This window comes from Myxococcus llanfairpwllgwyngyllgogerychwyrndrobwllllantysiliogogogochensis (genome assembly GCF_006636215.1).
Lineage (GTDB): Bacteria > Myxococcota > Myxococcia > Myxococcales > Myxococcaceae > Myxococcus > Myxococcus llanfairpwllgwyngyllgogerychwyrndrobwllllantysiliogogogochensis.
This window is the reverse complement of sequence record NZ_VIFM01000378.1, coordinates 1-8,816: the sequence shown is the minus strand read 5'-3', so window position 1 is coordinate 8,816 and position 8,816 is coordinate 1. Positions and strand designations below refer to the sequence as shown.

Here is an 8,816-nt window from a genome sequence, read left to right as displayed (position 1 = left end):
CCGCACTTCCCTCCCACCCCGGAATTCCCCTCTGTGCTGTCGCTCCTCAAGCGATATCGGCGCCCCCTCATGGTCGGCGTCCTGCTGCTCTACCCGCTGGTCGCCTTCCTGCTGAGCGGGCGAAAGGGCAGGGACCCCAACCCCATCGACCGGGCGGTCATCGCGGTGACGTCGCCCGTCCAGCAGGTGCTCACGGCCTCCATCGAGGGTTCGGTGTCGGCGGTGCGGCACTACCTGGATTTGCGCGGGGTGCGGCAGGAGAATGACGCCCTGCGGTTGGAGAACCTCCAGCTCCGGGCCTCGGTCCAGGCGTTGGGAGAGTCGCGCACGGAGAACGAGCGGTTGCGCAAGCTGTTGGGCTACGCGGAGGCCGCGGCGGGGCCGGAGATTCCGGCGCGGGTGGTGGGCGTCAATCCGGTGGCCAAGCTCTTGTCGGTGCGCATCAGCGCGGGGGAGAAGGAGGGCGTCTTCCGGGGCATGTCGGTGGTGACGCCGGATGGAATCGTGGGACAGGTCATCCGGGCCACGGGGAGCTATTCGGACGTGGCGCTGGTGACGGACTCCCAGAGCCGGGTGGCGGTGCGGGTGCAGCGCTCCAGGGCGCGGGGCACGGCGTCGGGTGCTGGCAGCGGACCTTTGAAGCTGGAGAACATGCTGCGCACCGAGGACGTGGACGACGGAGACCTCATCATCACCTCGGGCACGGATGGCATCTACCCACCGGGGCTGGTGGTGGGCCGGGTGACCCATCTAGAGAAGAAGGAACACGGCATGTTCCAGGGTGGGGACATCGTGCCGGCGGTGGACACCAGCAAGCTGGAAGAGGTGTTGGTGGTGGGCAGTCCCTACAGCGCGATGGCGCAGGGCAGCGCGGCGGAGGGTGCGTCGAAATGAAGTTCCTGGTGACGGTGGGCATCGCGCTGGCGCTGCTCACGTTGGAGTCCGTGGTCGTCAAGCAGGCGGGCCTGGTGCTGGGCCGCATCGACGTCACCGTGGTGCTGGTGGCGTTCCTCGCCCTGCGCGCCACGCTGCTGGAAGGCGCCTTCTCCGCGTTCGCGGTGGGCTACCTGTTGGACTTGATGAGTGGCCAGCCCACGGGGCTGTTCACCTTCCTCGCCGTCTTCACCTTCCTGGTGGGGCGGCTCGTGTCGACCTTCGTGGACGTGCGAGGCGGCCTGTCCTTCGCGCTGTTCGCGATGGGCGCGGACGTGGGGCACGGCCTTCTGGCGACCTTCTTCACCTGGCTGACGGTGAAGGACGGTGGCACGGGGCCGGTGCTGGCGGGGCTGCCCGTGCAGGTGGCGCTCACCGGAGCCGCGGCCCTGGCGCTCTTCCCGTTGCTGCGGCGCTTCGAGGCGGCGCAGGACCGTCCGGCGGGGTTGCTGAGGTGACGCCTCCGACGCTGGGCAACACGACGCCGGGCCGCGAGCTGCGCCGGCGCTTCCTGTGGCTGGGCCTGGCCATGACGGTGTTGCTGGGCGTGTTGTCCATCCAGCTCTACCGGCTGCAAATCACCCGGGGCGAGGAGTACTCCGCCAAGAGCGTGGCCAACTTCGTCAAGGAGGTGCGCCTGCGCGCCGACCGCGGCGTCATCAAGGACGCGCGCGGCACCATCCTCGTCGACAGCCGCCCGTCCTTCGACGCCGTCGTCACACCCGCCTTCTGCACCGACTGCTCCGAGCAGGTCATCCCCCGGCTGGCGGAGCTGCTCCAGTGGGACGCCGACCAGGCGAAGAAGGTGGAGGACCTGGTGCGGCAGGGCCGGCGCAACGCGCCCTTCCAGCCCGTGCCGGTGCGCGTGGACCTGACGCGGGACGAGTACGACCGGCTGGCCGCCCGCCGCGATATCCTGGACGGCGTGGAAGTGGCCCCCGTGCCGCACCGCCACTACCGGACCAACACGGTGCTGTCGCACGTGCTGGGCTACATGAACGAAATCACCCAGGAGGAGCTGGAGCGCCTCAACGGCGACGGCTCGCGCTACGCGCTGGGGGATTACATCGGTCGTCGCGGCCTGGAGCGCTACTTCGAGCAGCGCCTGCGCGGCCGGGACGGCGTGCGCAAGGAAGTGGTCAACGCGCGCGGCCAGAAGATTGAAGAGCTCAACGTCAAGCTGGGCGACAACGCCGTGGTGCAGCCCCAGGCGGGCAGCAACGTGGTCCTGTCCATCGACATGCGCCTGCAGGAAGAGGCCGAGCGCGCCTTCCCTGGCGTGACGGGCGCTGTCGTCGCCATCGACGTGCACACGGGCTTCATCCGCGCGCTGGTGTCGCGGCCCGGCTTCGACCCCAACCTCCTGACGGGTCGCGTGACGCCCACGCAGATGGCGCAGCTGTCCAGAGACCCGCTGGAGCCCATGGTCAACCGCGTGGCCGCGGAGCACTACAGCCCGGGCTCCACGTTCAAGGTCGTCACCGCGCTCGCGGCGTTCAAGTCCGGCGCCTTCCGTCCGGAGACGGTGGTGAACTGCCCGGGTGGTTACCGCCTGGGCGCGCGCACCTGGCGCTGCCACCTGGACCGAGGCCACGGTCCGGTCAACGGCCTGGACGCGATGAAGAGCTCGTGTGACACGTGGTTCTACAAGGTGGCGGACACCATCGGCCTGGACCCGATTGGAGAGATGGGCAAGTCGCTGGGCCTGGGCAGCCCCACCGGCATCAACGTGGTGGCGGAAGTGCCGGGCATCATGCCGACCAGCGCGTACCACGACAAAGCCTCGCCGGGCGGCTACACCAAGGGCATGGCGCTCAACAGCGCCATCGGCCAGGGCGACAACAACGTCACGCCGCTCCAACTCGCGCTGATGTACGCGGCCATCGCCAATGGCGGCACGCTCTACAAGCCGCAGATGGTCCAGCGGCTGGAGAACCTGGACGGGCAGGTGGTCCAGGAGTTCAAGCCGGAGGTCGTCCGTCGGGTGGAAATTCCCCCGGCGCACCTGAAGTCCGTCATCGAGGGCCTGGTGAAGGTGGCCCACGAGCCGGGCGGCACCTCCTACCGCTCACGCCTCAAGGGCATGCGCGACTTGGACGTCCTCGTCGCGGCGAAGACGGGCACCGCCCAGGTGGCGCGCCTGGGCGCCATCCGCCTCAGGACGCACCAGATGAGCTACTTCGAGAGAGACCATGCCTGGTTCGCGGGCTTCGCCCCGGCGGACAAGCCGGAGATCGCCGTCGTCGTGCTCAACGAGCATGGTGGCCACGGTGGCGTGGATGCCGCGCCGACGGCGATGGCCGTCATCCAGAAGTACCTGGACCTGAAGAAGCTGGACGCCTCGGCGCCGCCTCCGCGTCCCAATCAGCCCTACACCCCCTCGGTGCTGCGCGCGCCGTCTCCGGACGAGGCGGCCCTGACGCGCGGGGTGAAGCCCCCGAAGCTGCTGCCGGGCGACGAAGAGGCCTTGGAGGACACCCATGCAACTCCGGATTGAGCGGCGGATGGTGCCCCACGTTCCCTGGGGCCTCATCATCTGCGTGCTGGGCGTGTCGCTCCTGGGCATCTGGAACCTCGCCTCGGCGTCGCGTCCTCCGCTCGCGCCGGTGTGGTCCAGCCAGGCGCTCTATCTGGGGCTGGGCGTCGTCGCCGTGCTGGTGGTGTGTCTGGTCGACTACCGCTGGATTCAGCGCATGGCGATGCCCATCTACGTCGCCAACATCCTGGCGCTCATCGCGCTGCGCTTCATCGGCCACACGGCCAAGGGCGCGGAGAGCTGGTTCGTCATCGGCCCGTTCCGCCTCCAGCCCGCGGAGTTCATGAAGATTGGCGTCGTGCTGATGCTGGCCAAGGTCTACCACGACGACTTCCGCCCCAATGAGCCGTCCTACGGACTGGTCCGTCTGTGGAAGCCGGTCCTCGTCGTGGGCGTGCCCTTCGTCCTCGTGCTCGTCCAGCCGGACCTGGGCACCGCGCTGATGATTGGCCTGTCCTCGCTCACCGTCATCCTCTTCGGCAAGGTGCGCTGGTACCTGGTGGCCACGCTCGTCGCGGCCATCCTCGCGGGCGCCATCGTCATCTGGAACGACTACGTGCGCGACGTGCCGGAGCCCAGGCCCACCATCGTCCGGCACCACCTGAAGAAGCACCAGAGTCAGCGCATCTCCGGCTGGTTGGACCCGGAGGCGGACCTGCGCGGCAGCGGGTACCACGCGGCCCAGTCGAAAATCGCGGTGGGCAGCGGCGGTGTGTCCGGCAAGGGCTGGCGCGAGGGCACCCAGACGGGCCTGCGCTTCCTGCCCGAGCAGCACACCGACTTCATCTTCTCCGTCTGGGCGGAGGAGCACGGCTTCGTGCTGTGCACGCTCCTGCTCGTCCTCTACGGCGCCATCTTCATCTTCGGCCTGGGTGTGGGGTTCAACGCCCGGGACAGGTTCGGCGCCTTCGTGGCCGTGGGCGTCGTCGCCATGCTCTTCTGGCAGGTGTTCGAGAACATCGGCATGGTCATCGGCCTGCTCCCCGTGACGGGAATTACCCTGCCGCTGATGAGTTATGGCGGGTCTTCCATGATGTCCGTGATGCTCAGCATTGGCTTGTTGGTGAACATCAGCATGCGGCGTCACATGTTCTGAGACGTCGCGAGCCGCGACGCTCGAACCGGTGCTCCGAAGCGAAGGACGGCGAGGAGCGCTCGGCGGCTGCTCGCGGGTGGTGTATGAATCACCCCACCAATTCCGGGGGGAGGGCGAGTCCCTCTCGGGCCGGTGGAGGTCAGGCATGCAGAGGAAGGTCGGGCAGAAGGTGAGTGGGAGTGTCCGCGTGGCGGAGATTCCCGTGGCGGCGAGGGACGTGAAGCCCCCGGCGCCAGCGCCCGTGGCGCGGGCCCCCGTCGTGGTGAAGGACGAGGTCCGAAAACCGGCGGCGTCGCTGCCGACGTTCTCGCCCCTCATCGAGCGCAACCAGGGGGAGCCGGAGCACCGGGAGTTTCCTCGGGCTCAGCTGACGACGCGTTTCGAGGTCTGGGTGGATGACGCGGAAGGCGGGCGGAGATTCGCGGCGAGCCTGGCCTCCATCAACGTCAGCGTCAGCGGGGCCTTCCTGGAGAGCACCTTCTACCTGCCCATGGGCACGGTGCTGGGCGTGAGCTTCTCGCTGGAGCCAGGCGCCTCGCCGGTGCGGGCGCGGGCGGAAATCGTCCGGGAGGAGCGTGAGGACGGCCCCGAGGGACGCAGCGGCTTCGGCATCCGCTTCCTCGACTTCAGTGGACAGACGGAGGTCGCCCTGGCGCGGCTCTTCGTGGGGGCCCGGCTGCGAGCCTTCGCGGAAGACTACCTGCACTCCCAGCGGGCGCGTTCGCTGCCCAACGAACTGGAGCGCGTGGTGGATGTCCTTTCGGCGTGGGAGCTGCTCAAGGCGACGAGCACCGAAGCGGACCCCTGGCAGGCCAAATAACGCCTGACACCCCACTCCGAGGGTCGGCCAGCCATGGAAGGGTGGGGGGGATTTGCTGGAGACACGGATTGAGGAGCGGCTCGCCCAGGGCCGTGGGCGCCACCGCGAACCGCCTGTCTCAGGCGGGCTTGCCACCCGCCAGCAGGCGTCGCCGCTCCGCCTGGTAATGCGCTGAACACAGTCCCTTCGAGCGCTGCTCCCGCGTGCAGTCCGGCATGGTGCAGCGCCGGTCTGATGCCACCATGTTGCCCGCAAGAGCCTTGGGCGGACGGCCGCGGCGACGGCTTGCCGCCATGCCGTTGCTGTTGCCACCCGTGGGAATGCCCTGGTTCATCGCCCGGAGGACGCCTCGGCCAATCGCATCGCCAAGCGCTTCCGCCCAATTCACCAATGCGGGGGTCAGGGGGACCTTCGACAACTCCTTACGTGGTCGTGCCATGAAAACTCCCGTGAAAACAGTCAAAACAAACAAGGCTTCCAATGCGCCTATTTGGCGGTGGATGTCAACGCTGTCAATACAACCAGGGAGGGGTCTCGTCTGACTCGCAAAACCCGCGCGGAAAATTGATGACAAGACTGCAAAGGGATACGTGTTTCCCGCAGGCGTGGCGGACGAGCATTCGGTATCCGCGCTGTATTTGTCCGCAGGGGTGAAAATGACGCGGAGTCTGAGAAATCGCTGAAGGCTCGTCACGACAACGTCGCGCGAGTCGATTCGGGTGTTGGGTTGGATTGAGTCAGTGCCGCGGCAGGGCAAAGCCGCTGCTCCAACGGTTCCGGGCTCGCGAGAAGGATCCGCTGACAAGCCATGCTTCGTGGAGTCAGTCCGTGGAACGAACGGGGCGGGCATCACGCCGGCCAGAGGCGCTCGGGGGGACGCTGGAACTCATCCCACGACCGGACAGCGCGAGAGGGCGACAGTGCCCTTGGGGTGACAACAAGGCCGGGCGAGGCGCGACGTGGGACTCGAGGTCCTCACGTGCGCACAGGCCCGGCGAAGCGGCCTACAGCGCCTTCTTGATGGCGTCTTCGATGCGCGCCTTGGGGACGGCGCCGACAATCTGCTCCACGACCTTGCCGCCCTTGAAGAGCAGCAGCGTGGGGATGGACCGGATGCCGTAGTCCTGCGGCGTTTGCTGGTTGTCGTCGATGTTCATCTTGGTGAACTTCACCTGACCGCCATACTGGGTGGCGAGCGCGTCGATGGACGGGGCGATGGCGCGGCACGGCGCGCACCAGGTCGCCCAGAAATCCACCAGCACGGGCTCCTGGGAGTCCAGCACCAGCTGCTTGAAGTCGCCATCTCCGACCGCCTTCACGTTGTCGCCTGCCATGGTGTCTCCTTCGGGCCCTCTCCGGCCTGCACGGCGCGTCGTCTAGTACGTGCCCCGGGAGCCTGCAAGAATCGGCGGACCGTCAGCCGATCTGCCAGAAATGATGCGGTGGACAAGCGGGGGTTTCACCCGTCATTCCGAACGGCTCCCCATAGAAGCCCGGCGCTGGTGTAGGCTGGCGGGCGTGACGAAGCTCTTTCTGCCCCAGTCCCAGCTCGAGGAGTGGGCACTGGCCGACAAAGCGGACGTGCGGGATGGCCGGCTGGTGGTCATGGCCGAGGGCGGCACCGCCTTCGCCGTCTCTCCCGCCGTGCATTTCCTGCAACTCGTGTCGGGCGAGGACACCCACGGTCTGGTGGCCAAGGTGAAGACCGAGGAGCAGCTCTCCCGCCTGGGGGCCGAGCAGATGGCCGACTCGGTGCTGGTGGGGGAGTCCGCCTACGAGGTCGTTCCAGGGTATGTGACGGAGGTGCCCTCCGGGGCGCCGAAGCCGGAGGCGGCGGGCAAGAAACCCGATTCGGAGACCGACCTGTTGGCGGCGTTCCTTCTCAACAAGATGGGCTGATTCGCTCGTCTGTCACGGTTATGGCCTGAATCCATGAGCCACACGCTCGTATCGCTCGCCTGCCACGCCTACGGCATCGCCGCCGTGGCCTATCTGGCCTACCTGGTCCGCCAGTCGGACGCGCTGGCCATGGCCGGGCGCGTACTGGTGGGTGGGGGGCTCGTGCTGCACGGGGTGGCCCTGTTCGAACTGCTGGGGGCCCAGTCCGGCCGCCCCGTGGGGATGGCCCAGGGCTTCTCCACGCTGGCCTTCCTGTTGCTGGCCATCTTCCTGGCGTTGGATGTGCGCTACCGCCGCCCCGTCATCGGCGCGTTCCTCACCCCGCTGGCGGTGACGGTGCTGATACCCGGGCTCTTGATGCACGGAGGGCAGTCGCCGCTTCCGCCGGGGGTGCGACAGCCGCTGCTTCCGCTGCACATCACCCTGGCGTTGCTGGGGCTGGCGGCGTTCGCGGTGGCCGCGGGCGTGGGCGTCATGTACCTGTTGATGGAGCGGCAGGTGCGCGCCAAGCGCTTCGGCCTGCTCTTCTCCCGGCTGCCGTCGCTGGAGTTCCTGGACACCCTCAATCGGCGTTTGGTGGTGTGGGGCTTCATCGCGCTGTCCATCACCCTGGCCACGGGGGCGTTCTTCGTCGCCACGACGGTGGGCTGGCAGTGGGACGGCAAGTCGATTGCCACGGTGGTGGCGTGGGCCGTCTTCGCCGCGCTCGTCAACGCGCGCATCTTCGCGGGCTGGAGGGGGCGCCGGGTGGCGTTGCTGACCATGGCGGGGTTCTGTCTGGTGCTGGTGTCGTTCCTCACTTCGTACGACGTGACGACGAGCACGGCGGCCGCCCTGAGGATTCCCTGAGTATGGAGCTCGTCTGCATTGGCCTGTCCCACCGTACGGCGCCCCTGGTGGTGCGCGAGCGGTTGGCCCTGTCCGAGACGCGTCAGGTGGAGGTGCTCCAGCGGCTGGCCCAGTCGCCGGTGGAGGTGCTCTGGGTGTCCACCTGCAACCGCGTGGAGGTGTATCTGTCCGCGCCGGACGGGCTGGTGGCTCGGGAGCGCGCGGTGATGGAGCTCCAGGCGCTCGGCGGTGAAGAGGCGTTGGAGCACCTGTACGAGCACCGCGGCGAGGCGGCCCTCATCCACCTGTTCCGCGTGGCCTCCAGCCTGGACTCCATGGTGCTGGGCGAGGCGCAGATTCTCGGGCAGGTGAAGGACGCGGTGCGCGCGGCCGAGACGGCCGGCGCTTTGGGTACCACGCTCAACCAGCTCTTCCAGCGCAGCTTCGCCGTCGCCAAGGAAGTGCGCACCAGCACCGAGATCGGCGCCCACAGCATCAGCATGGCCGCCGCCGCCGTGCGCCTGGCCGGGCAGCTGTTCGAAGACCTGACCGAGATCCGCATCCTCTTCGTGGGCGCGGGCGAGATGATCGAACTCGCCGCCACCCATTTCGCGGCCAAGAACCCCAAGGGCCTGGCGATCGCCAACCGCACGCTGGAGCGCGGCGAGAAGCTCGCGACGCGCTTCGGCGGCGAGGTCATGCGC

Annotated in this window: 10 protein-coding genes; 8 read left to right on the top strand and 2 right to left on the bottom strand. The window is 68.1% G+C overall.

What is annotated here, in order from left to right; all coding sequences use genetic code 11:
• Positions 1-33: 33 nt before the first annotated feature.
• The 5 genes from mreC (at position 34) to FJV41_RS45880 (ending at position 5,385) form a co-directional block, all read left to right on the top strand.
• Positions 34-894: a rod shape-determining protein MreC gene (gene mreC / locus FJV41_RS45900; protein ID WP_141648964.1), complete on the top strand. Its 861-nt coding sequence runs from the start codon at positions 34-36 to the stop codon at positions 892-894.
• Positions 891-1,391, top strand: a complete 501-nt coding sequence (locus tag FJV41_RS45895) for a hypothetical protein (RefSeq protein ID WP_141648963.1) — start codon at positions 891-893, stop codon at positions 1,389-1,391. Before mreC ends, FJV41_RS45895 begins: the two co-directional genes overlap by 4 nt.
• Positions 1,388-3,430: a penicillin-binding protein 2 gene (gene mrdA / locus FJV41_RS45890; RefSeq protein WP_141648962.1), complete on the top strand. Its 2,043-nt coding sequence runs from the start codon at positions 1,388-1,390 to the stop codon at positions 3,428-3,430. The genes FJV41_RS45895 and mrdA overlap by 4 nt, the downstream gene beginning before the upstream one ends.
• Positions 3,414-4,565, top strand: coding sequence for a rod shape-determining protein RodA (rodA, locus tag FJV41_RS45885; RefSeq protein ID WP_141648961.1), 1,152 nt, complete (start codon positions 3,414-3,416; stop codon positions 4,563-4,565). The genes mrdA and rodA overlap by 17 nt, the downstream gene beginning before the upstream one ends.
• A gap of 145 nt (positions 4,566-4,710) precedes the next feature.
• Positions 4,711-5,385, top strand: coding sequence for a PilZ domain-containing protein (locus tag FJV41_RS45880; protein WP_141648960.1), 675 nt, complete (start codon positions 4,711-4,713; stop codon positions 5,383-5,385).
• 118 nt (positions 5,386-5,503) lie between these two features.
• On the opposite strand, the gene FJV41_RS45875 is transcribed toward FJV41_RS45880, so the two are convergent.
• Positions 5,504-5,824 (bottom strand): hypothetical protein, encoded by a 321-nt coding sequence (locus FJV41_RS45875; RefSeq protein ID WP_141648959.1) that lies wholly within the window; start codon positions 5,822-5,824, stop codon positions 5,504-5,506.
• A gap of 565 nt (positions 5,825-6,389) precedes the next feature.
• On the bottom strand, positions 6,390-6,719 hold the full coding sequence (gene trxA / locus FJV41_RS45870) for a thioredoxin (protein ID WP_141648958.1): 330 nt from the start codon (positions 6,717-6,719) through the stop codon (positions 6,390-6,392).
• Positions 6,720-6,903: 184 nt separating this feature from the next.
• On the opposite strand from trxA, the gene FJV41_RS45865 reads away from it, so the two are divergent.
• The 3 genes from FJV41_RS45865 to hemA all read left to right on the top strand — a co-directional run.
• Complete coding sequence (locus FJV41_RS45865) at positions 6,904-7,284, top strand: hypothetical protein (protein ID WP_141648957.1); 381 nt, start codon at positions 6,904-6,906, stop codon at positions 7,282-7,284.
• A gap of 33 nt (positions 7,285-7,317) precedes the next feature.
• The gene (locus tag FJV41_RS45860; RefSeq protein ID WP_141648956.1) at positions 7,318-8,133 is read left to right on the top strand and encodes a cytochrome C assembly family protein; all 816 of its coding nucleotides are present in this window, start codon (positions 7,318-7,320) and stop codon (positions 8,131-8,133) included.
• Between the two features lie 2 nt (positions 8,134-8,135).
• Positions 8,136-8,816: glutamyl-tRNA reductase (hemA, locus tag FJV41_RS45855; RefSeq protein ID WP_141648955.1), on the top strand; the 681-nt coding region annotated here is incomplete at its 3' end.

Bases quoted from the DNA above. Each gene is read 5' to 3' on its own strand.
- rodA (WP_141648961.1), top strand. From the start codon at position 3,414: ATGCAACTCCGGATTGAGCGGCGGATGGTGCCCCACGTTCCCTGGGGC.
- FJV41_RS45860 (WP_141648956.1), top strand. From the start codon at position 7,318: ATGAGCCACACGCTCGTATCGCTCGCCTGCCACGCCTACGGCATCGCC.
- FJV41_RS45880 (WP_141648960.1), top strand. From the start codon at position 4,711: ATGCAGAGGAAGGTCGGGCAGAAGGTGAGTGGGAGTGTCCGCGTGGCG.
- FJV41_RS45875 (WP_141648959.1), bottom strand. From the start codon at position 5,824: ATGGCACGACCACGTAAGGAGTTGTCGAAGGTCCCCCTGACCCCCGCA.
- trxA (WP_141648958.1), bottom strand. From the start codon at position 6,719: ATGGCAGGCGACAACGTGAAGGCGGTCGGAGATGGCGACTTCAAGCAG.
- FJV41_RS45895 (WP_141648963.1), top strand. From the start codon at position 891: ATGAAGTTCCTGGTGACGGTGGGCATCGCGCTGGCGCTGCTCACGTTG.